The sequence below is a fragment of the Actinomadura coerulea genome (assembly GCF_014208105.1).
Lineage (GTDB): Bacteria > Actinomycetota > Actinomycetes > Streptosporangiales > Streptosporangiaceae > Spirillospora > Spirillospora coerulea.
In genome coordinates this window covers 6,436,248-6,455,928 of record NZ_JACHMQ010000001.1, presented here as the reverse complement: position 1 = coordinate 6,455,928, position 19,681 = coordinate 6,436,248, and the positions used below count along the sequence as shown (strand labels likewise).

At 71.8% G+C, this 19,681-nt stretch carries 24 protein-coding genes; 9 read left to right on the top strand and 15 right to left on the bottom strand.

Annotation, left to right across the window (positions count from 1 at the left end):
* Positions 1 to 57: 57 nt before the first annotated feature.
* Entirely contained in the window at positions 58 to 966 is a 909-nt protein-coding gene (locus BKA00_RS29920) for an LLM class flavin-dependent oxidoreductase (protein WP_230298991.1), read from the top strand.
* A 78-nt stretch (positions 967 to 1,044) separates the two neighbouring features.
* Here BKA00_RS29920 and BKA00_RS29915 read toward each other — a convergent pair whose 3' ends face one another.
* Genes BKA00_RS29915 through BKA00_RS29905 form a run of 3 tightly spaced genes read right to left on the bottom strand, consistent with a single transcriptional unit; the run spans position 1,045 to position 3,396 of the window.
* Complete coding sequence (locus BKA00_RS29915) at positions 1,045 to 2,199, bottom strand: acyl-CoA dehydrogenase family protein (RefSeq protein WP_185030714.1); 1,155 nt, start codon at positions 2,197 to 2,199, stop codon at positions 1,045 to 1,047.
* Positions 2,199 to 2,840 (bottom strand): carboxymuconolactone decarboxylase family protein, encoded by a 642-nt coding sequence (locus tag BKA00_RS29910; protein WP_185030712.1) that lies wholly within the window; start codon positions 2,838 to 2,840, stop codon positions 2,199 to 2,201. The genes BKA00_RS29915 and BKA00_RS29910 overlap by 1 nt, the downstream gene beginning before the upstream one ends.
* Positions 2,824 to 3,396, bottom strand: coding sequence for a VOC family protein (locus BKA00_RS29905; protein WP_185030710.1), 573 nt, complete (start codon positions 3,394 to 3,396; stop codon positions 2,824 to 2,826). The genes BKA00_RS29910 and BKA00_RS29905 overlap by 17 nt, the downstream gene beginning before the upstream one ends.
* A 117-nt stretch (positions 3,397 to 3,513) precedes the next feature.
* On the opposite strand from BKA00_RS29905, the gene BKA00_RS29900 reads away from it, so the two are divergent.
* Positions 3,514 to 4,134 (top strand): TetR/AcrR family transcriptional regulator, encoded by a 621-nt coding sequence (locus BKA00_RS29900; protein WP_185030708.1) that lies wholly within the window; start codon positions 3,514 to 3,516, stop codon positions 4,132 to 4,134.
* A 7-nt stretch (positions 4,135 to 4,141) separates the two neighbouring features.
* A complete protein-coding gene (locus BKA00_RS29895) occupies positions 4,142 to 5,461 on the top strand; it encodes a phosphotransferase family protein (protein ID WP_185030706.1) in 1,320 nt (439 codons plus the stop codon).
* 86 nt (positions 5,462 to 5,547) lie between these two features.
* Here the strand turns inward: BKA00_RS29895 and BKA00_RS29890 are convergent, their stop codons facing one another.
* The gene (locus BKA00_RS29890) at positions 5,548 to 5,991 is read right to left on the bottom strand and encodes a lamin tail domain-containing protein (protein ID WP_230298974.1); all 444 of its coding nucleotides are present in this window, start codon (positions 5,989 to 5,991) and stop codon (positions 5,548 to 5,550) included.
* A 158-nt stretch (positions 5,992 to 6,149) separates the two neighbouring features.
* Positions 6,150 to 6,908 (bottom strand): SDR family NAD(P)-dependent oxidoreductase, encoded by a 759-nt coding sequence (locus tag BKA00_RS29885; RefSeq protein WP_185030704.1) that lies wholly within the window; start codon positions 6,906 to 6,908, stop codon positions 6,150 to 6,152.
* A 192-nt stretch (positions 6,909 to 7,100) separates the two neighbouring features.
* On the opposite strand from BKA00_RS29885, the gene BKA00_RS29880 reads away from it, so the two are divergent.
* The 3 genes from BKA00_RS29880 (at position 7,101) to BKA00_RS29870 (ending at position 9,437) form a co-directional block, all read left to right on the top strand.
* Positions 7,101 to 7,913, top strand: coding sequence for a helix-turn-helix domain-containing protein (locus BKA00_RS29880; protein ID WP_185030702.1), 813 nt, complete (start codon positions 7,101 to 7,103; stop codon positions 7,911 to 7,913).
* A 444-nt stretch (positions 7,914 to 8,357) separates the two neighbouring features.
* Positions 8,358 to 8,945 carry a hypothetical protein gene (locus tag BKA00_RS29875; protein WP_185030700.1) on the top strand — a complete coding sequence of 196 codons (588 nt, stop codon included), beginning with the start codon at positions 8,358 to 8,360 and terminating at the stop codon, positions 8,943 to 8,945.
* Positions 8,946 to 8,951: 6 nt separating this feature from the next.
* Complete coding sequence (locus tag BKA00_RS29870; protein ID WP_185030698.1) at positions 8,952 to 9,437, top strand: hypothetical protein; 486 nt, start codon at positions 8,952 to 8,954, stop codon at positions 9,435 to 9,437.
* A gap of 44 nt (positions 9,438 to 9,481) precedes the next feature.
* Here BKA00_RS29870 and BKA00_RS29865 read toward each other — a convergent pair whose 3' ends face one another.
* The 5 genes from BKA00_RS29865 to BKA00_RS29845 form a co-directional block, all read right to left on the bottom strand.
* Complete coding sequence (locus tag BKA00_RS29865; RefSeq protein ID WP_185030696.1) at positions 9,482 to 10,234, bottom strand: ATP-binding protein; 753 nt, start codon at positions 10,232 to 10,234, stop codon at positions 9,482 to 9,484.
* Positions 10,235 to 10,574: 340 nt separating this feature from the next.
* Positions 10,575 to 10,772 (bottom strand): DUF397 domain-containing protein, encoded by a 198-nt coding sequence (locus BKA00_RS29860; RefSeq protein ID WP_089315203.1) that lies wholly within the window; start codon positions 10,770 to 10,772, stop codon positions 10,575 to 10,577.
* A 7-nt stretch (positions 10,773 to 10,779) separates the two neighbouring features.
* The gene (locus BKA00_RS29855) at positions 10,780 to 11,622 is read right to left on the bottom strand and encodes a helix-turn-helix domain-containing protein (RefSeq protein WP_185030695.1); all 843 of its coding nucleotides are present in this window, start codon (positions 11,620 to 11,622) and stop codon (positions 10,780 to 10,782) included.
* Positions 11,623 to 11,697: 75 nt separating this feature from the next.
* Positions 11,698 to 11,913 (bottom strand): hypothetical protein, encoded by a 216-nt coding sequence (locus tag BKA00_RS29850; RefSeq protein ID WP_230298973.1) that lies wholly within the window; start codon positions 11,911 to 11,913, stop codon positions 11,698 to 11,700.
* Positions 11,910 to 12,737, bottom strand: a complete 828-nt coding sequence (locus BKA00_RS29845) for an SAM-dependent methyltransferase (RefSeq protein ID WP_185030693.1) — start codon at positions 12,735 to 12,737, stop codon at positions 11,910 to 11,912. Before BKA00_RS29845 ends, BKA00_RS29850 begins: the two co-directional genes overlap by 4 nt.
* Positions 12,738 to 12,889: 152 nt before the next feature.
* On the opposite strand from BKA00_RS29845, the gene BKA00_RS29840 reads away from it, so the two are divergent.
* Together BKA00_RS29840 and BKA00_RS29835 are read left to right on the top strand one after the other, a co-directional pair.
* Positions 12,890 to 13,717 carry an MBL fold metallo-hydrolase gene (locus tag BKA00_RS29840; protein WP_185030691.1) on the top strand — a complete coding sequence of 276 codons (828 nt, stop codon included), beginning with the start codon at positions 12,890 to 12,892 and terminating at the stop codon, positions 13,715 to 13,717.
* A 61-nt stretch (positions 13,718 to 13,778) separates the two neighbouring features.
* On the top strand, positions 13,779 to 14,132 hold the full coding sequence (locus tag BKA00_RS29835; RefSeq protein ID WP_185030689.1) for a PRC-barrel domain-containing protein: 354 nt from the start codon (positions 13,779 to 13,781) through the stop codon (positions 14,130 to 14,132).
* A 14-nt stretch (positions 14,133 to 14,146) separates the two neighbouring features.
* On the opposite strand, the gene speB is transcribed toward BKA00_RS29835, so the two are convergent.
* The 4 genes from speB to BKA00_RS29815 form a co-directional block, all read right to left on the bottom strand.
* On the bottom strand, positions 14,147 to 15,166 hold the full coding sequence (speB, locus tag BKA00_RS29830; protein WP_185030687.1) for an agmatinase: 1,020 nt from the start codon (positions 15,164 to 15,166) through the stop codon (positions 14,147 to 14,149).
* Positions 15,167 to 15,264: 98 nt separating this feature from the next.
* On the bottom strand, positions 15,265 to 16,785 hold the full coding sequence (locus BKA00_RS29825) for an alpha/beta hydrolase domain-containing protein (protein WP_221493341.1): 1,521 nt from the start codon (positions 16,783 to 16,785) through the stop codon (positions 15,265 to 15,267).
* Between the two features lie 131 nt (positions 16,786 to 16,916).
* Positions 16,917 to 17,090 (bottom strand): hydrophobic protein, encoded by a 174-nt coding sequence (locus BKA00_RS29820; protein ID WP_089315210.1) that lies wholly within the window; start codon positions 17,088 to 17,090, stop codon positions 16,917 to 16,919.
* Between the two features lie 271 nt (positions 17,091 to 17,361).
* Positions 17,362 to 18,165 carry an aminotransferase class IV family protein gene (locus BKA00_RS29815; RefSeq protein ID WP_185030685.1) on the bottom strand — a complete coding sequence of 268 codons (804 nt, stop codon included), beginning with the start codon at positions 18,163 to 18,165 and terminating at the stop codon, positions 17,362 to 17,364.
* Between the two features lie 85 nt (positions 18,166 to 18,250).
* On the opposite strand from BKA00_RS29815, the gene BKA00_RS29810 reads away from it, so the two are divergent.
* Positions 18,251 to 18,607, top strand: a complete 357-nt coding sequence (locus tag BKA00_RS29810; protein ID WP_185030684.1) for a MerR family transcriptional regulator — start codon at positions 18,251 to 18,253, stop codon at positions 18,605 to 18,607.
* A gap of 153 nt (positions 18,608 to 18,760) precedes the next feature.
* On the opposite strand, the gene BKA00_RS29805 is transcribed toward BKA00_RS29810, so the two are convergent.
* Complete coding sequence (locus tag BKA00_RS29805) at positions 18,761 to 19,681, bottom strand: Rieske (2Fe-2S) protein (RefSeq protein ID WP_185030682.1); 921 nt, start codon at positions 19,679 to 19,681, stop codon at positions 18,761 to 18,763.

The following is a 19,681-nucleotide window of genomic DNA, read 5'->3' as shown; positions in this document are numbered from 1 at the left end:
AACTAATACGGTTCGTGCTACGAACTTTGAGTTGAAATGAAAGGCGGAGCCTTGTCCGTGCATGATCTCGTCTTCGGTTTCGGTGCGCACAGCGACTTCGACGACGGTCCGGAGCTGTTGCGCATGGCCCGCCAGGCCGACCGCGACGGCCTCGACCTCTTCTCGCTGTCGGACCACCCCTACATCGGCAAGCGGCTGGACGCCTACGCCACCATCGGGTTCGTCCTCGGGGGCACGCGGCACCTCGCCGGGCTGGCCAACGTCACCAACCTGCCGACCAGGCCCGCGCCGATGCTGGCGCGGACGGCGGCGGCGCTGTCGGCGCTCTCGGAGGGCCGCGTCGTGCTCGGCATGGGCGCGGGCGGGCTGTGGGACCGGATCTCCGACATGGGCGTGCCGCGGCTGTCGCCGTCCGACGCCGTGGACGCCTTCGAGGAGGCGATCGTCCTGGTGAAGAAGCTGGCGGGCGGGGGGCCGCCGGTCACCCACCGGGGACGGCACTACCGGGTGGAGCGGATCGAGCCGGCGCCGGTCGCGGCGCCTCCGGTGTGGACCGGCTCGGTCGGGAAGAAGTCGCTGGCCGCCACGGGACGGGTGGCCGACGGGTGGATCCCCGGGCACGCGGCGGACTGGCTCAGCGAGCGCTACCGGACGTCGCGGCCGGTCATCGACGAGGCGGCGGCCGCCGCCGGCCGCGCCCCCGGGGAGATCCGCACGGTGTTCAACCTCCCCGGGCGCATCACCGACCGGCCGCTGCCGGCCACCCGCGACCGCGACGGCCGCTGGATCGGCGGTTCCGCCGGGCAGTGGGTCGAGGAGCTGACCGGCGCCGTGGTCGAGCACGGGGCGTCCGGCTTCACCCTCTTCTCGCCCGAGGGCGGCACCCAGGACATCGCGTCGGTCGGCCGCTGGGCCGCGGAGATCGCCCCCGCGGTCCGGGAGGCGGTCGCGAAGGAACGCGGTTAGCCGCCGGCCCCGGCGGCGGCCTCGGTCGCACGCCGCCGCGGGGCCGGGCTTGCGCGGCGTCCCCGGGGAACGGTCTGCTCAGCCGAGCTGTTCGAGGATGCGTCTGGCGGTGCTCTGGATGTGGACCTCGTCGGGGCCGTCGTAGATGCGGGCCTCGCGGGCGTGGCGGTACATGCGGGAGAGGGGGGTGTCGTCGGTGAGGCCGGCGGCGCCGTGCACCTGGATGGCGCGGTCGATGACGTTGTGCAGCATGCGGGCGCCGACGACCTTGATGGCGCCGATCTCGACGCGGGCCTGGTCGCCCGCGTCGATCCGCTCGGCCGCCTGGAGCGTGAGCATGCGGGCGGCCTGGATCTCGGTGTAGGAGTCGAAGACGTGCTGCTGCATCAGCTGCTTCGCCGAGAGGGGCTCGCCGAACGCGACGCGGGAGCCCAGGCGAGCGCACATCAGCTCGAAGGCGCGCTGGGCCTGGCCCAGCCAGCGCATGCAGTGGAAGATGCGGCCGGGGCCGAGGCGCTCCTGCGCGATGACGAAGCCGTGGCCGCGCGGGCCGAGGAGGTTGTCCGCCGGGACCCGGACGTCGTTGTAGGCGACCTCGTAGTGGCCGCCGTTCAGCCCGAGGACGGGCGTCTCCCGGACGATCTCGTAGCCCGGCGTGTCCGTCGGCACGATGATCATGCTGAAGGAGCGGTGCGGGGACGCGTCCTCGGGCTCGGTCCGGCACATGACGGTGGTGTAGGCGGCCTCGCCGGCGCCGGTGGTGAACCACTTGCGGCCGCTGATGACCCAGTGGTCGCCGTCCAGGACGGCCCTCGTCCGAAGCTGGGTGGGGTCGGAACCGGCGTAGTCGGGCTCGGTCATCGCGAAGCTCGGCGAGACCTCGCCGGCGACCATGGGGGCGAGGTAGCGCTCGCGCCAGCGGGGGCTCGCGTACTTGTGCAGCATGAGCGAGTCCTGGAGGGTGAACGTGCCGAGGGCGAGCTGACCCCACTCGCTGCGTCCCTGCACCTCGTTGATGTAGACGTAGTCGAGGAACGGCATGCCGCCGCCGCCCAGTTCGGTGGGGTGGCCGAGCGCCCAGAGGCCCTCGTCCTTCGCCTCCCGGCGCAGTTTCAGGAGCTTCTCGCGGTCGCCCGCGTTGAGGGCGGGCTCGGCCGGTTCGACGCGCTCGGTCATGAAGGCGTGGACGGCGTCGCGGACGTCCCGGACGCGGTCCGGCACGGGGAACAGCATCAGCCCTCCCCGGTGAGGTCGGCGGCGATGTCGCGGGTGCCGTACCCCTCGGGCGCCGCGACCTCGACGACCGGTTCGGGGCGGTCGTCGAACTCCAGCCGCAGGGCCCGGGACATCGTCGCGTGCATGTCGTACATGCAGGTGATGTAGGTGAGCTGGAGGATCTCCTTCTCGGGGAGGTGCTCGCGCAGGACCTCGAAGACGCCGTCGGGGACGCGGCCGCCGTCCAGGACGAGGCAGTCGGTGTAGGCGAGGACGGCGCGTTCGAGCGGCGAGTAGCAGCCGGCCGTCTGCCAGTGCGGGATGGACGCGATCTTCTCCTCGGGCATGCCGAGGGCGCGCATCTGCTTGCAGTGCTGGGAGAAGACGAACTGGCTGCCGCGCGCCCATCCGGCCCGGCACTGGCCGAGCTCGCGCAGGACGGGGTCGAGATCGGCGCCCCGGTACAGGGCGAAGCCGCGGACGGCGTGCCGGAACACGTCCGGGGACTGGGCGAACACCGTCCACCAGTCGCCCGGCGAGCCGGTCGCGGTGCCGTGGTCGACGGCCGGGTCGCGGTCGGGCGCGAAGAGGCGGTCGTAGAAGAAGAGGATCTGCTCGTCGGTGACTTCGGCGCGGGGGACCTCACGCAGTCGCGGCATGGCTGTCCTTCCCGGCGGTCCGGTCGGCGGCGGTCTTCGGTTCGTGGGAGACGTCGGACGCGTCGAACGTGCGTGTCCAGCAGGCGAACTCGAGGAGGATCCCGTCCGGGTCCTGGAAGTAGAACGACCGGACGAAGACGCCCTCGTGCACGTCGCGGGCGACGCCGAGCGGGCTGTCGTCGTGGTTGAGGACGGGGCTGACGGTGACGCCCTTGTCCTTGAGCCGCTGCCGGTACTCGTCGAACCTGTCGGTCGGGACGTGGAACGCGACGTGGTTCATCGATCCGACGGCGCTGAGCAGTTCGCCCTGCTCGGGCCGCCCCTTCGGGGCGGAGACGCCGGGGACGCCGTCCGGCGCGTCGGGGAACCAGAAGAACGCGACGCAGTCGCCGCCGCCGCAGTCGAAGAAGAAGTGCTGCCCCATGCCGCCCGGCAGGTCGATGGTCTTGACCAGGGGCATGCCGAGGACGCCGGAGTAGAAGTCGACCGTGCGTTCCATGTCCGACGACACCAGCGCCAGATGGTTGATGCCGCCCAGTTCGAACTCGGTGTTCATGGAACCTCCTTGCGGCGGGAGTGCGCCGCGGAAGTTGACTTGACAGTCATATCAACTTGCCTGATGCTCGATTACCGTTCCCCGGCCTGTCAACCCCCGGCGAGAGGAACCACGGCGATGCCCAGCGGCGACGATCCCGGCGGCCGGCCGCTCACCGAGCGCGGCGCCCGGACCAGGGAGCGCCTGCTCGCCGCCGCCCGCGAGGTGTTCGAGGAGCGCGGCTTCCTGGAGACCCGGGTCACGCACATCACCCGGCACGCGGGCGTCGCCTACGGCTCCTTCTACACCTACTTCCCCACGAAGGAAGCGGTGTTCCTGGAGGTCGCCGACCGGCTGTTCGAGGAGATGACCGACCACGCGCTCGTGCCGTCCGCGGGGCCGGGCCCCGCCGACCGGGTCCGCCGCGCCAACCGCGCCTACTACGAGGCCTACCTGCGCAACGCCCGGATGATGGCGATCATCGAGCAGGTCGCCACGTTCAACGAGGAGTTCCAGGAGCTGCGGCGCAAGCACCGGGCCTCCTCGGTGGGACGTTCCGCGCGGGTGATCGCGCGCTGGCAGCGGGAGGGGCTCGTCCCGTCCGACATCGACGCGGAGACGGCGGCGGGCGCCCTCGCCACGATGGTCGACCACTCCCTGTACTTGTGGATCGTCCAGGGCAGCGATCCGCGGGGCGCCGAACGCCTCCTGGAGACCCTGGACACCCTCAGCGTCCGCGCCCTCGGCCTGCCCGACTAGGAGAGCCATGGAACCGACCCGCGACCTCGCCGCCGCGCTGGCGGAGCGGCTCGGCGCGCAGGTCACCGGGCTGCGCCGGCTGTCCGGCGGCGCCAGCCGGGAGACCTGGGCCTTCGACGCGGACGGCCGTCCGCTCGTGCTGCGCCGCGACCCGCCGGGCTCCCTCGACCCCACCGCGATGGGCCGCGAGGCCGGCCTGCTCGCCTCGGCCGCGGCGGCCGGCGTCCCGGTCCCCCGGCCGGCCGATCACGGCGGCGACCTGGACGGCGCCCCCTACATGGTCATGGAGCGGCTCGCCGGGGAGACGATCCCGCGGCGGCTCCTGCGCGACGAGCGCTTCGCGGGCGTCCGCCCCGGCCTGGCGCGCGAGCTGGGCGGCATCCTGGCCCGGCTGCACACGATGTCGCCCGTTCCGGGGCTGCCCGACGACGACGCCCTCGCCGCGCTCACCGAGCACTACGCGGCGTTCGAGGCCCGTCCGGCCGTGGAGCTGGCGCTGCGCTGGCTGGAGGAGCACCGTCCCGCGCCCCGCGCCCGGACGGTCGTCCACGGCGACTTCCGCAACGGGAACCTGATGATCTCCCCCGGCGGCGTGACCGGCGTCCTGGACTGGGAGCTCACCCACCTCGGCGACCCGGCCGAAGACCTCGGCTGGCTCTGCGTGAAGGCGTGGCGGTTCGGCTCCCCGCACCCGGCCGGCGGCTTCGGGACGCGTGAGGACCTCCTCTCCGGCTACGCCGCCGCCGGGGGCACGCCGCCCACGCTCGAAGAACTCCACTGGTGGGAGGTCTACGGCACCCTCCGCTGGACGATCCTGTGCCGCCACCAGGCCGAGCGGTTCCTCAGCGGCTCCGACCCGTCGATCGAGTACGCCGTCCTCGGCCGGAAGGTCTGCGAGCAGGAGCACGACCTGCTCCTGGCGCTGGGACTGACGGAGCCGACGACTGTCGAGGATCCGTTGGAGAGCGCGGCCACACCGGACAACGCACCCCATGACCGGCCGGGCGCGCACGCTCTCATCGACGCCGTGGGGGCGTTCCTCGCGCAGGCCGAACAGCCCGACGACCGGCTCCGCTTCCATGCCCGCGTGGCCGCGTCCGCTCTCCGCATGGCCCGCAGGGAGCTCCTCCTCGGCGGCGCCCACAGGATCGCCCATCAGAACAGGCTGAAGGCCCTCGGATGCGCGACCGACCCCGAACTCGCGGAGGCCATCCGGACGAGCGCTCTCGACGACCGGATGGACGAGGTCGTGGCCGCGGTACGAGCCTCGGTGACCGACAAGCTGACGGTCGCGAACCCCCGCCACCTCGCCGTCCCCGGCGGCTGACGGCCCCGGCGGCTGACCGCCCTCGAACGGCGGCGAGCCACCGGCCCGGAGGACCGGTGGCTCGCGCTCAGGGCGATGCGGACCGTCTAGCAGTACTTCGAGGACCCCGTCCGACCCCATGAGCACTTGTCCGCCACCCGGCCATTGGAGTAGAGGAGGTACGCGGTGTCACCGGTGTTGTTCCACACGTACCACTTGCGGCCCCAGTAGCGGTGCGTCGCGCTGTTGGAGCCCCTGCCGGTGTGGATGTAGACCGACTTGCGGCCCTTCAAGGTGAAGGAACCGAAGGTGTACGTGTACCCGGTCTTGTCGCGGACCTTGACCCCCTTCAAGCTCTTGGACGTCCTGGACGTGTTGAACAGCTGCACCCACTCGCCGTTCAGCGACGTGTTCGACCCTTTGTCGCTGCCGGGCGAGTCGTAGTACACCCGGTAGATCTGCACGGCGCTCGCGGCCTCCGCCGGCGTCGCCACCAGCACCCCGCCCGCCACCGCGACGGCGGCGGCCCCCGCAACGAGAAGCTTCCTCACCCCTGGACTTCCTTCCGATCGATGAATCCATAGATGTACCGGTATTCACCGACCTGTGGGGGGTTGTGGCCATGTCCGGGCCGGGCGCCAACCGCGGCCCCGGGCCGCGCGTCCCACTTACCGCGTTGTCCCAGGTGGTCCGGGTAAACACGGGGTTCTCAGGACTCCTCGGGATCGCGGCCGACCGCGTGCCGACCGCCGTCCACGGGCACCACGGCGCCGTTGACGAAGCTCGCCTCGTCCGAGAGCAGATAGGCGACCGCGGCGGCCACCTCGTCCGGCCGCCCCACCCGCCCGACCGGATGGAGCAGGCGCATCTCCTCCTCGATCCGCGCGGCCTCCCCGGGCTCCTGCCGCCGGAGGAAGCCCTCGTACCGCTCGGTCGTGATCGACCCGAGCGCGACGACGTTCGTCCGGACGCCGCGGGGCCCGTAGTCGACGGCCAGCGCGCGGCTCAGCCCCTCCACCGCCGCCTTCGCCGTGGCGTAGGGCAGCGAGCCGCGCACCGGGCGCTGCGCCTGATGCGACGAGACGTTGACGATGGCGCCGCCCGTCCCCGCGTCCAAGAAGCGCCGGACGGCGGTCACGGACCCCACCACCGCCGGGTCGAAGTTCAGCGCCACGAGACCGAGCAGCTCCCTCGGGGACGGATCGGCGGCGTCCCGGAACACCGCCGCGTTGTTGACCCACCCGGCGAGCGTCCCCGCCTCCTGCGCCGCGTCGGCGGCCCGCTCCGCGACCTCCTCGTCCGCCGCGCTCCCCACGACCGCCGTCACGTCCGCCCGGTCCCGCGCCCAGCCGAGCGCCGCCGCGTCCGTCTCGATGACGACGACATGCCCGCCGTCCGCCGCCAGCCGCTCCACGATCGCCCGCCCGACGCCGCGCCCGCCGCCGGTCACCACGTAAGCCCGCTCCACGCCGCTCCTTCCCCTCGACCACCTCCATGATCGCCCGTCCTCCGGCGCGAGGGCCGCGACGGACGTCCGGGCCCGAGCGGCCCGGGGTACGGCGGGCCCCCTCGGACGTTTCCGCTGATGCGGTCCACGTCCGGCACTCTCCGCGATAGGTTCGCTACGTTCCGGAATGGATCGCGTTGAACCGGAGGGGCCATGCACGCCCGGGACTCGTTGGACCCGTCACGCTCGATGCGGCATTTCATCGCGGTTCATCTGCGCCGCTACCGCGAAGCGAGCGGCATGTCGGGGCAGGCCCTGGGCGACGCCCTCGACTGCGACCGCTCGACCGTCTCCAGGTACGAGTCCGCGACGCTTCGCCTGAAGCCGTCCCACGCCGAGACCGTCGACCGCCTCTGGAACACCGGCGGGATGTTCACGAACCTGGTCGGCTTCGCGGGCGTGGCGGACGAGGGCGACTGGCTCTCGTCCCTCGCCGAGTTCGAGCGGCGCGCGTCCCGGATCCGCAGCTGGGAGCCCACGGTGATCCCCGGCCTCCTCCAGACTCCGGACTACGCCAAGGCGGCGCTGGCGGCCGGGTCGGGCGGCGATACGGACGCCGACCTGGAACGACGCATGGCGCGCAGGTCCGCCGTCTTCGACCGGGGGGCACCGCCCCGGGTGACCGCGTTCCTGAACTGGGCCGCCCTGGCGCAACTGGTCGGCTCGCGCGAGATCATGCGCGACCAGCTCACCCACCTGCTGGCGCTCGGCGAACTGCCGCACGTCACCATCCGCGTGGTCGAGAACCAGGCGGGAGCCCATCCGGGCCTCGACGGACCGATCACCGTCCTCACGGTGGACGAGCGCGATCTCGCTTATCACGAGGCGACGACGCGGGGACGGTTCCTGATGGAGCCGCTCGCCGTACAGGAAGTCATCATGAAATACGACTCGATCAGCGACATCGCCACTCCGGTCGGCCCTTCCAGGCTTCTCCTCGAGGCCGAACGGGAGAGATGGACGTGACCTTCGGAGCGATATCCGGGGCGAACACATGTCGCACCAAGCCAGAGGGGCATCGGGCACGGGTCCGGTGAACTGATGTCGCGACTTCCAAGCTATTCGTTTCCGCACGGACGAGACCTCGCACGGCACGCGGTTCACGGCCTCGCTGAAAGTTTTTCACCGTCCGAGCGCCCGGACAGGACCAAGTACCGTCCCCGCGACCTGGACCGACTCGCACCGTCGCCCATAAAGGTCCCGCTGGCGGGACCTTTTTCGGATGCGCCGTAAATCGCACCGCGCCAGTATCCAGTATCGAATGGCATAAGTCGAGTCATGGCGGGACCGGCGGGACCGGCGGAACCGTCCACCTGTGGCCGCCCGTAAGAGCAATTCGAAAGAAGCGCCCATCTGCGATACGTGTTGAGATGAACAAGGTCCCCGTCATCTCGTGGAAGGTGATCGCCGGTGGCGAACGTACTGGAAGAACGCGGCGGGCTGCGGTCGGTGGTGCATTTGCTCAACACGCGTCACCACCGCGCGGCCCTGAACGTCTACGCATTCATCGTCATCGCCCACTGGGCCGAGCACGTCGTCCAGGCCATCCAGATCTGGGTGCTCGGCTGGCCGGTGCCCGAGGCGCGCGGAGTGCTGGGCGTGCCGTTCCCGTGGCTGGTCACCTCGGAGTGGATGCACTACGGCTACGCGCTGATCATGCTGATCGGGCTCGCCCTGCTGCTGCCCGGGTTCACCGGACGGGCCCGCACCTGGTGGGCGATCTCCCTCGGCATCCAGGTCTGGCACCACTTCGAGCACCTTCTGCTGCTGGTGCAGGCCATGTCCGACTCCAACATCGCCGGACGCCCCGCGCCCACGAGCATCATCCAGCTCCTGGTGCCGCGCGTGGAGCTGCACCTGTTCTACAACACGCTCGTCACCATCCCCATGGTGGTGGCGATGTACCTGCACCGCAGGCCGAACGAGTCCGAGCGCGAGGCCCTGCGCTGCTCGTGCGCCGCGCCGCTCCAGCGCCGGCCCGTCCCCGAAGCGGTGTGACGGCCGGTGACTCTCGAAGAGTCACGGACCGCGCCGTCCCGGCGCACGCGGGGCGTCTCGCCGTTCGGCGTGCTCATGGCGGTGTTCGGCCTGGTCCTGGTGTACCTGGTGATACCCAACGCCGGGCCCGTGCTGCGCGCGTCGCAGGCCGGCAAGGGCACGCCCGGCGTCTTCACCGCGCGCGAGCGGAGCTGCATCCGGCACCCCGGCCACGAGGCGTGCACGCTGCGCGGGGCCTTCCGCTCCGACGACGGCTCGGTGGAACGTCCCACCGTGGCCCTGTACGGCAGCGGCAAGGGCCTGCGCGAGGGGGGAACCGCCCGCGCCCGGGACGTCGGCCGCTCGGGGACGGTGTACCTGCGGGACGCGTCCCACGAATGGATCATGAATGTGCTGCTGCTGGCGGCCGGGGGGCTGCTGGTCTTCGCCGGCCTGCGCCGGCTGCCGGCGCGCGCTGGGCGGCGGGCCGGATCGCCCGTTGAGGACGAGTGAGCGGGAGGCGGCCTCTCGCGGCGGGCGACCCGCGCGGGCAGGCGTCAGGCGGCTGAGGACTCGCAGAGTTCGACGATCCGCTCGCAGGCCTCGGTGATGTCGGTGACCGGGAGGCCGCCGGTCTGTCCGGAGCCGGTGCGCCATCGGAACCTGGCCGACTCGCACCAGACGGTCAGGCCGCGGCCGTCGGTCAGGGCGGCCTCGCCCGCGTCCTCCGCGGGCTGGAAGTGGCCGAGGCCCCGCTGCACGAGCAGGGTCTGGAGGTCCTTGGTGGCGTAGGGGCCCTCGACCCTCCACACGTCGCGGCGGCGGACGGGGTGCGGCAGCGGCAGGGCGAACCAGGTCGCCTTGCCGCGGACCGCGGGCGTCCGCAGCCGCGACCGCGACGGGTGGTGGCCCCACCGTCCCCGCGTCAACAGCTCGACGATCTTCAGGCCGCGGCCGTGGTCGGACCGGTGGGGGGCGGTGCCGCAGGGGCGCCAGTCCCTGTGGGTGTCGAACGCCTTGACGACCAGTTCGTCGCGGCCGTGGCCGTGGGCGCGCTGGTAGACCCAGAGTTCGGCGGCCGTGGAGCCCTGCTGCGGCAAGGCGTGCTGCAGGACGTTCGTGGCGAGCTCGCTGACCATGAGCTTGATGTCGTGGACGTCCTGGACGGACAGCCCGAGCGCCGAAAGAAGGGCCGTGACGTGGGAGCGGGCGACGTGGGCGATGGAGTCGTCGGCGGGCAGGGGCAGTGCCGCGCAGCCGCCGTCCTCCAGTCTCCAGGGGATCTCGCACATCGTCGCGGCCTTCGTCATGGCGCCCACCTCGGGGTTGCGGAGACATTCCCATTCAGACAATCGCGACATGAGCCTTTTGCTTCGCGAGTCGCTATGTGTGAATCACAGATGTAGCCTCGCACATCTTCCGCCGCCCGGCCCGCATCATGGCAAGAAAGTTGCATCTGCGAGTGAGACGTTCACACATACGCCCAAATAGGCTCATAACGCCCTCGCCACCGCGTCCCCTGCGCGTACCGGCGGGTACCGGGACGGGCCGCCCCGCGCGCTGTAGCGTGGTCGGCGCCTGAGAGAGGGCCGCACACATGAAAGATCCCCCAGGGGTGCGGCCCTGGGGGATCTCGTGTGCGGCCCGGCCTCAGCGGTCGTAACGGCCCGCCCGCACGTCGTCGAGGAACGCGGCGAGCACGGACCGGGAGACCACGTGCGCCCCGGCCTCCGGTGTCCTGCTGTCGCGCAGCGCCGCGGCCGTGTCGAGATCGGCGACCTCGACACAGCCCCCGTTGCTGCTGGCGCTGGCGGTCGCCTTGACCCACCGTGCCTGAGAGAGGTCCATGTCGGTGCTACTCCAGGGTTGAGATCACTTTCCTCAGATGCTCCGCGGTGTCGGCGGGACTGAGCGCCGCCTGGCGGATCTGCTCGAAGATCTCGTCATACGCCTCCACGTCGTCGGGAGTGTCGATCTCCTGGACGTCCGCGTCGTTCTCGAGGAAGACCATGGGCGGCTCACCGCCGGGGAACCGGAAGATGTTGACCAGCGTGGACATGCCCGGATGCATCCCGTCGGCGAGGCTCAGCAGCCTCAGCTCCACGTTCGGACGCTCGGACACGGCGAGAAGGTGGGCGAACTGGGTGCGCCGGTCGCCCGGATCCCCCCACTCGTACAGCAGGGCCGCCTCGGTGATGACCGCGGTCAGCTCCGGCGCCGTCCCGTCCCCGCGGTCGAGGATCTGCTGCCGGCGCAGCCGCGCCCGCATCGCGCGCTCCCGCCACTCGGGCGTCCTCGTCCCGACCGACAGCAGCGCCTGCATGTACGGCAGGGTCTGCAGGAGCCCCGGCAGGACCAGTGGCATGACCACCCGGATGCTCGACGCGTCGCTCTCGAAGCCCGCGAACTCGTTGTCGAACACCTCGGGGTAGTCACGCCACCAGGCCCGCTGCCGGGCGCGGCCCGCCAGTTCCTCCAGCTCGTCGAGATCGCTGCCCTCGTAGATGCGCGCGAGGTCGCGGATGTCGCTGAGCTCGGGCCGTACCCAGTTGTTGGCCTCGAACCGGCCGACCTTCCCCCGTCCCCAGTTCAGCCGGTCGCAGACCTGGTTGGCCGTGTATCCGGCCTCGACGCGCAGCTCTCTCAAGCGGCGTGCCAGCCCCCGCTTGGCGATGGTGGCCCCGTAAGCGTCGCTCACCGGCGCCACCTCCCTCGACCTACGGCCGGCATCAGCATACGCCTTCCGAATTTGTGAATCACAGATTTGGCCGGTTCAGGAAACGGCGTGGTCGAACTCCCCTTTCCGTACCCCGTCGAGGAAACAGGCCCACTCGTGCTCGTCGAACACCGAGATCAGTTCCCCGGACGTGCGCAGCAGCGTCCACTCGCCGGCGAAGGCGACCTCGATGGCGCCCTCGTCGGTCCGCGAGCGCCGCCACTCCAGGGCGCCGGGGTCGATGCCCAGCTCCTCGACGGACGGCTTCCTCACCCTTCCCTCCTCGCGACCGCGCAGTACGCCCACCGCGAGCCGTCACTGTCGGCCGCGTCGGGGTCCTCCGCGCCCCATTCACCGATATAGCAGACCTTCGCCGCCGCCCCCTCCCACGGCGGGACGATCTCCATACCGGTGAAGAAGCGCTCGACCTCCGCACGCGTCCGCAGATGGACGCTCGCGGTGGACCTGGCGTACACGTCCCTGACCGTGCCGACCGCCCGGTCGGCCTGCCGGTCGCCGGTGCCGGCGGACAGCACCAGGTAGCTGCCGGGCGCGAGCCGGTCCATGTACCGCCGGACGACGCCCCACGGGTCATCCGCGTCCGGGATGAAGTGGACCAGCGCCACGACCAGCAGCGCGACGGGCTTGGTCAGGTCGATCATCCCGGCGGTGACCTCGTGCCCGAGGATCCCGTCCGGGTCGCGGAAGTCGGCGGTGATGAACGCCGTCCCCGTGGACCCCGCCAGCAGCTTCTCGGCGTGGGCCCGCACCATCGGGTCGTTGTCGGCGTAGAGGACGCTCGCGTCGGGAGCGACCGCCTGGGCGGCGTCGTGCGTGTTGTTCATCGTCGGCAGGCCCGCGCCCACGTCGATGAACTGCCGGACACCGCGCTCGGCCAGCCACCGCACCGAGCGCTGCAGGAAGCCGCGGTTCGCCCACGCCGCGTCCCCGGCCTCCGGCATGTTCGCCAGCACCTTCTCCGCCGCCGCGCGGTCCACCTCGAAGTTGTCGGTGCCGCCCAGGTAGTAGTCGTACATCCGGGCCGGGGTCGGGACCGCGGTATCCACTCCGGGGGGAGCCTGCTCGGTGTCGCTCACCCACGCTCCTTGCCGCAACTTGTGATGCACGAATTATGAAGCAAGGGTCGGCCTTCCCGGGTCGCTTCCGCAAGGGTTCCCGGGCTCCCCGACCGCGCCCGCGGGGTTCACCTTTCCTTCGAAGGGCATGACCGGCCAAAAGGGGGAAAGGCATGAAAACAGAATCTGATCTCGCGCTCCGCCAACTTTCGATGCAGTTCGTCGGCAACGCGACGACGCTGCTGCGCTGCGGACCGTTCACCCTGCTCACCGACCCCAACTTCCTGCACCGCGGCCAGCGGGCCTACCTCGGGTTCGGGCTGTCCTCCCGGCGCCTCACCGAACCCGCCCTCCAGGCCGGCGACCTTCCGCGCCTGGACGCCGTCGTCCTGTCCCACCTGCACGGCGACCACTGGGACCGGATCGCCCGCGCGAAGCTCGACCGGGGGCTGCCCATCGTCACCACGCCCCACGCGGCCCGGCGCCTCCAGGGCTGGCACCGCTTCCGCCACGCGGTCGGCCTGCGCACCTGGGAGTCGCACACCCTCGTCAAGGACGGCGCGCTGCTGCGCATCACGTCCATGCCGGGCCGGCACGCCCCGGGCCCCGTCCAGTGGCTGCTGCCGCCGGTCATGGGCAGCCTCCTGGAGTTCGGCCCCGCGGACGGCGACGTGCTGTTCCGCCTCTACATCACCGGCGACACCCTGATGTTCGACGGCATCCAGCAGATCGCACGGCGCAACCCCGACATCGATCTGGCCGTGCTCCACCTGGGCGGCACCACCCTGCCCGGCGGCCTCGTGGTCACCATGGACGGCGCCCAGGGCGCGGACCTCGTCGAGACGATCCGCCCGGCGAACGCGGTGCCGGTCCACTACAACGACTACACCGTCATGAAGTCGCCCCTGGACGACTTCCGGCGCGAGTTGGAGCGGCGTGGACTGTCCGACCGGGCCACGTATGTCGCGCCTGGGGAGACCCGCGCCTTCGGTCACCCGTGACTCCCGGTACATCCGCTGTGAGCTGGGCAGATACCTCAGAGAACCTACGGTTGGACAGGACATGTTCGAGATCGAGGACATCCGCCAATGGCGCGGCCGGGACGTGATCGACCCGTCCGGGAGCAAGATCGGGCCCCTGGAGGCCGTCTACGTCGACACGCTCACCGACCAGCCGTCCTTCGCCACGGTCCGGGTGGGCCTGCCGACCCGGCAGCGCCTGGTCTTCGTGCCGCTGGCCGGATGCACGCTGGGCCCGGACCACCTCCGCGTCGCGCACGACAAGAAACAGGTCAAGGGCGCTCCGGGGATCGACACCAACGGCGAGCTGTTCGCCGAAGCCGAACCCGAGCTCTTCGCCTACTACAGGCTGCCCTACAGGGCCGCGCCGGACGAGCGGCTCCTCGCCCGCCGCTGACCTCCCGCCCGGCGCTAGCGCCCGTCGAGCAGGGGGCGGCGCGGGTCCCACTCGGTCCCGTCGCGCAGGTCGCGGCGGCGGCGCGCGATGCCCGACAGCGCCTCCAGCACGACGCGGTTGGCCAGGGCCGAGGTGATGTCGGCGTTGTCGTAGGGCGGGGAGACCTCCACGACGTCGACCCCGGCGACCGGCAGCTCGTAGGTGACGCGCCGGACCGCGTCCAGTAGCTCGCGCCCGGTCAGCCCGCCGGGCTCGGGTGTGCCGGTGCCGGGGGCGTGGCCCGGGTCGCACACGTCGATGTCGACCGACAGGAACACTCCGTCGCACTCGTCGGTGGCGGTCGCGAACGCCTCCGTCAGGCACTCGTCCAGGCCGCGGGCGACGATCTCGGACATCTCGTAGGAGCGCATGCCCTGCGCGGCCATCCACTCCAGCGTCTCGGGACCCGGCCAGTACCCGCGCAGGCCCAGCTGCAGGAACCGGTCGCCGCGCACCGCCCCGGACTCGATCAGCCGCCGCATCGGCTGCCCGTGCCCGACCAGCGAGCCGAGGTTCACGTCGCCCGTGTCGGCGTGCGCGTCGAAGTGGACCATCGAGACCCGCCCGGCGCCCAGATGCTCGGCCACGCCGGCGGCGTCGGGCCACGCGATCGTGTGGTCGCCGCCGAGGACGAGCGGGATCGTCCCGGTACGGGCGACCGCGTACACCACCTCCTGAAGTGATCGGACGGAACGCTCGGCGTCCCCGGAGTACATCTCGACGTCGCCGGCGTCGTGGACCGTGAGGTCGCCCCGGAGCCCGTCCACCCGCAGGGCCAGGGAGGGGCGCGAGCCGTCGTGGGGCAGGTAGCAGGACTGCCGGATGTACTGCGGGCCGAAGCGGGTCCCCGGCCGGTGGGACGTGCCGCCGTCGAACGGCGCACCGATGATGACCACGTCGGCGTCCTCGTACGTGGACGGGTCCGACCAGGTGCAGCGCGGCACCCCGAGGAACGTGATGTCGGGGCCGTACTGCGAACCGTACCTTCCGGGCATTCGCCACCTCCACCGTCTCTCTTCCCCCACCGGGCCCGTCCGATGTGCGGACGGCCCCGCCCCGGACGAATCCCGGGACGGGGCCGCCGCGACGCGCGTCAGCCGCCGATGCCGGAGCCCTCCGCGGCCGCGGTGATCGCCGCCGCGTCCTCGGGCAGCAGGTGGCCGGCGCTCACCGACGCCTGCGCCGCCGCCCGGACCTTGGCCACGTAGTCGGCGTGCGTCGGGTACAGCGCGCTGAGCACGGGCTCCGCCGTCCACGGAAGGGACGGATCGGACGGGTCGCCCGAGTCGTGCCGGTCCCAGGGATCGGCGCCGCCGTTCCAGGGGTCGCGGGCGCCGTAGAGGCCGCAGAAGACGCCGCTGCTGCCCGAGGTGTCACGCAAACCGGTCAGCGTCCGGGTCGGCACCGTGACGTCCGGCAGCCGGACTCCCCCGGTCGCCAGCCCGGTGCGCGGGTCGCGCAGGACCGTGTCGAGCGGCGCCCCGCCGGCCGGCCGCGCCCCGCCCCGCGCCCACGCGTCCAGTCCGCGGAGCGCCGCGTTCATCGAGTAGTGCCCGGGCCCGTCGTTGAACGGGGCCGATCCGGCGGCGCAGCCCGCCTCCGGCACGGCCGAGCCCGCCGACTTCTTCAGCGTCGGCTGACCCAGGTCGTACGCCCACTGGTCACCGTGCGAGGTGCCGGCCAGCTCCCAGTGCACGACCCGGTCGGTGTCCGGCTGCCGCGCGGCCGCCGCCAGCGGGACGTCGGTCTCGGTCAGGACCACGAACGTGGGAACGGTCAGGTCCGTCCGGATGCGGGAGGGGTTCGGCATCCACAGGGTGTCGGACAGCTCGCCGCTGATGGGGGCCCCGACCGCGCCGTTGCTGTGGATCATGAAGCCGTCGTAGACCCGCGACACCGGCTGGACGGCATTGGCGTAGGTGGTCATGAGCCCGGCGGACTGCGACTCCCCGTCCGCCAGCAGCGTCCGCACCGCCAGCCCGCCGAGCGGGTCGGGGCCGTCCGGGCTTCGCAGCGCCTGCCCGGCCTGGGAGAAGATGTCGTAGGAGAAGGCGTCCCCGGGGTGGACGAGGCCGCCGTAGCGTGCCGGGTCCCACCCCTTGAGCCCGCGGATCTCCCCGAGGCCGCCGTTGACGCCGACCGACTGCGCGGAGACGCCGACCCACGCGTACCCCTTGCGCAGCAGTTCGTCCCGCGCGAACCAGTAGTCCGGGGAGAGCTCAAGCTGACCGCTGACGTTGAGCCACTCGACCACGACGGTCCCGTTGAACTTCGCCGGGTCGGAGGGGCGCCGCACCAGGAGCCTGGTCTTGTAGGGGGCCTGCCCGGACGCCCGCACGTCCCACCGGCCGTTCGACGTCCACAGGCCCGACTTGGCGTACGAGGTCGCGGTGCCGGTGATGAAGTACTCGTTCTCGGTGTACCCGAACGACCCGAGATCCTCGGCCGCCGCCAGGAACGGGAAGCCGTGGGCGCCCGGCGGCGGGACGGTGACCACGGGCCCGGGGGCCGCGGCCAGGGCGGGCGGCGAGGCGCTCAGCAGGGCGGCGAGCAGCCCCGCTCCCGTCGCCGCGGCGGCGGCCCGCCGCCAGGGAACCCGCAGGGAGAAACGCACGGTGACCTCCACGATGTCAGGGGGCCACAGTGTCCGCCGCCCGTCCCGTCCTCCACATCGCGTGAATCACCGGTCGTCGGAAACGGCGCTGCCCCGTCCGGAACCCGGACGGGGCGGCGCCGTTCTCCGTGTTACCAGCGGTACCAGCGACCGCGCTTGCCGGACGGGCCGGCGCTGCGGAGCACGAAGCCGAGCAGCCACAGGATCAGGACGATCGCGGCCACCACCCACAGGATCTTGAGCGTGAAGCCGACGCCGAACAGGATCAGTGCCAGCAGGAGCACCAGGATCATCAGCCAAGGCATTGGGGGTCCTCCTCGAAGGTCTGCCGTTGGTTCGTTCGGGCCGATTTGTCCCCGGCAATTGAAGCTTGATGCACGACAAAGGTCTCATTTCGGACACGCAGCGAAATGGTCCGGGAGGCAGCCCCCGGAAACCCGCCCGTTCCCGACCACCGCCGTCGTCCGGGTCAGCTCGCGGGCCTCCGACCGGCCGCGATGCCGTCCACGGCCGCTTCGGGGGCACCGGAGCCGCTGACCCTGAAGGGCTCCGCCGACTGCTCCGCCGGTGGCCGTCTCAAAACTCGTTGAGGGGTTCCGCCTGATATCCCTGGTGGAGCAGGTCCCGGAAGCGCGGGGCTTCGGGGACGGGGGTCTCGCCGATCTGGTGGACCGCGACTCCCGGGGTCCAGGAGTTCATGACCACTGCTCCGGCCAGGTCCGGCAGGTCGGCGGGGGTGACCTGCCGGACGCGCTGGGGGACGCCGAGGCGGTCCAGTTGCCGGCGGACGATGCCCATCGTGGTGCCGACCAGCATCTCGGCCTCGGGCCACACCACGGCGTCGCCGTCCCAGAAGGCCAGGTTCCAGATCGTCGCCTCGCTGAGACGCCCCCGGCGGTCCACGAAGGCGGCGTCGTCGAAGCCGTCCCGGACGGCCCGCCGCATGAGGTGGGTCTTGGCGACCTCTCCGACGTGCTTCACGGAGGGCAGGAACCGGTCGTACTCGGCCGTCGCCAGCCTCAGCGGCCCCGCCGGACCGGACGCGGGCGGCCCCGTCCGGACCAGCACCTCGGGCTCCGCCCGCTCCCCGCCCGCGGTGAACTCCCCCGGAGACGAGTACATGGTGGCCGTCAGCGAGACGTCCGCGGGCCCCGCCTCCACCGCCGCGCGCAGGAAGGACCGCACCCGCTCGTCCGGCAGCGCCCTGCCGAACAGCTCCATCGAGGCGGACCGCAGCCTCTTCAGATGGAGGTCGAGCCCCCGGACCTTGCCGCCGCGCACCTGCATGGCGGTGAAGTGCGCATAGCCCGCGAAGGCGAGCGGCGCGAGCTCGTCGGCGGTCGCCGCGCGGCCATCGCGTTGGACGACGAAGGTGGTCATGTGCTTCTCCAGCAGTGCGGAACGATTGCTCTCAGGGCGACGTTAGGCATTCACACTGGTGAGAAGGTCAACCGAGGACGGTGACATGCTGATCGGGGAGTTGTCCCGGCGGACGGGGGTCAGCTCGCGGCTCCTGCGGTACTACGAGGAGCAGGGCCTGCTCCAGGCCGAGCGCGCCTCGAACGGCTACCGCCACTACGGCGACGACGCCGTGCTGACCGTGCGGAAGATCCGTGTCCTGCTGGACGCGGGCCTGTCCTCCGGGGTGATCCGGCAGGTTCTTCCCTGCACCCGCAGCGAGAACCCGGACTTCGACTGGTGCGCGGACATCCGCGACCTCCTCGACAACGAGATCGCGGCGCTGAACGCGCGCATCGAGGACCTCCAACGCAACCAGCAGGCCCTCACCGGATTCCTCACCCCACGCACCCCAGCCGAGTAGCCGCCGGACCGGAGGCGAAACTCCTCGTCCATGACTTCCGGCCGCGAGGACGGTCCGGCTTCTCAGGCGACCAGTGGAGTGGTTCGTGGCGGGCCGTCCGCCCTGATGCGGACGACCCGCCGCGCCGCTTCTCCGCACATCGCGCTGGGGCGGTTACGAGGCCGGGGTCCGGGCGAGGAGGCGGCGGGTCCTTCGGTGGTGGGCGCCCTCGTCGGCCATGTCGGACTGGCCGCCCGGCGGCGGGACGCGGACCTCGATGCGTCCGTTCTGGATCCGCGCCTCGTAGGACGGTTGCGGTGCGCTGGCCGGGCCGCGCTCGATGCCGCCGTCGTCGAGGCGGAACGTGCTGCCGTGCCACGGGCAGGTGACGCAGCCGTTCTCGACCGTCCCCTCGCCCAGCGGGCCGCCCAGGTGGGTGCAGGTGGCGGCGATGGCGTGCAGCTTCGTGGCCGTCCGGTAGAGCAGGATCTGGACGCCGTCCGCGTCCGCCGTACGGTGCTCGCCCTCGGCCAGTTCGGACGCGGCCAGCACCGGGGTCCACTCCTCCGGGCCCTGCTGCCACGCGGTGCGGTTGACGTTGACGCCCCTGGTGAAGGTCAGGTGACCGCCGAGATAAGCGCTGATACCCATCGCCGCCATGCCGGCGAACCGCAGGGCCTTGGCCCTGCGGGAACGCGCGCCGAGGGACGCCGCGTACAGCGCGAGCGCCACCGTGTTGGCGCCGGCGTGGACGAGCCCCACCCGGCGCTCCGCCCCCAGGGTGTCGGCCCAGTCGTTGAGCCCGGTGAGGGCGGTGGGCACGGCCGCGACCACTCCCGCCGCCGTCAGCAGGCCGGCGGCCGGTTCGGCGTCGGGTCCCCCGGCGACGTCCAGCAGCCCGGCCATGCTCCACGCGCCGATCACCACGTCCGTCAGCACCGGGTGCAGCGGGTGCCCCGTATTGGTCCCGCTGAGCAGGTTGCGGACGATGCGCGGCTGAATGGCCCGTTGGACCGCGGAACTGACCGGTTCGGCGACCTTGTCCAAGGCCTCCGCGTTCTCCAGCCGGTGGACCGCCCTGTGCGGCATGCTCAT